Source organism: Halioglobus sp. HI00S01 (assembly GCF_001635445.1).
GTDB classification, from domain to species: Bacteria; Pseudomonadota; Gammaproteobacteria; order Pseudomonadales; family Halieaceae; genus Halioglobus; species Halioglobus japonicus.
In genome coordinates this window covers 1-452 of the sequence record NZ_LWEE01000072.1, presented here as the reverse complement: position 1 = coordinate 452, position 452 = coordinate 1, and the positions used below count along the sequence as shown (strand labels likewise).

Annotated in this window: 1 protein-coding gene; it reads left to right on the top strand. The window is 60.2% G+C overall.

Features of this window, described 5'->3' with window-relative positions:
• Positions 1-452, top strand: a 452-nt coding sequence (locus tag A3709_RS23700) for a hypothetical protein (protein WP_197484173.1), incomplete at both ends; no start/stop codon positions are given.

The window sequence follows — 452 nt, the reverse complement described above, 5'->3', positions numbered from 1 at the left end:
CCTGCTGTCGACAGCCCCGATCCTGACAAAACCGCCTCGCCCGAGGCGATTCCAGAGCTCAGCGGCGACACCCCCGTTCCCACGGCAACCACCGACGGGGGCGAACCGCCTGCCAACTGGATTGACAGCTCTCACACCGCGGCCGCTGAATCTGCTCAGGCGCTGGTGGAATGGATGGACGATTTTTTTGGCGATTCGAACTACGACCTGGAGAAGGCAGAATCCTTCCTGCGGCTGGAGTTTGAAAACGAGTGGGACCAGGAAGACGGCAACGATTTTTGCGTTCGCCTGCGCGGTAAGGTTCAGCTGCCCAAAATCAGCCAGCGCGTAAACCTGCTGTTCAGCGACGACGACACCGCCGACGGCGACCGCGAAGAACGCGGCGATCAAGACAAAATCTCACTCAACGTGAACGTGCGCGAGAGTAGACGATCGCGCCTGGACGGCACTTT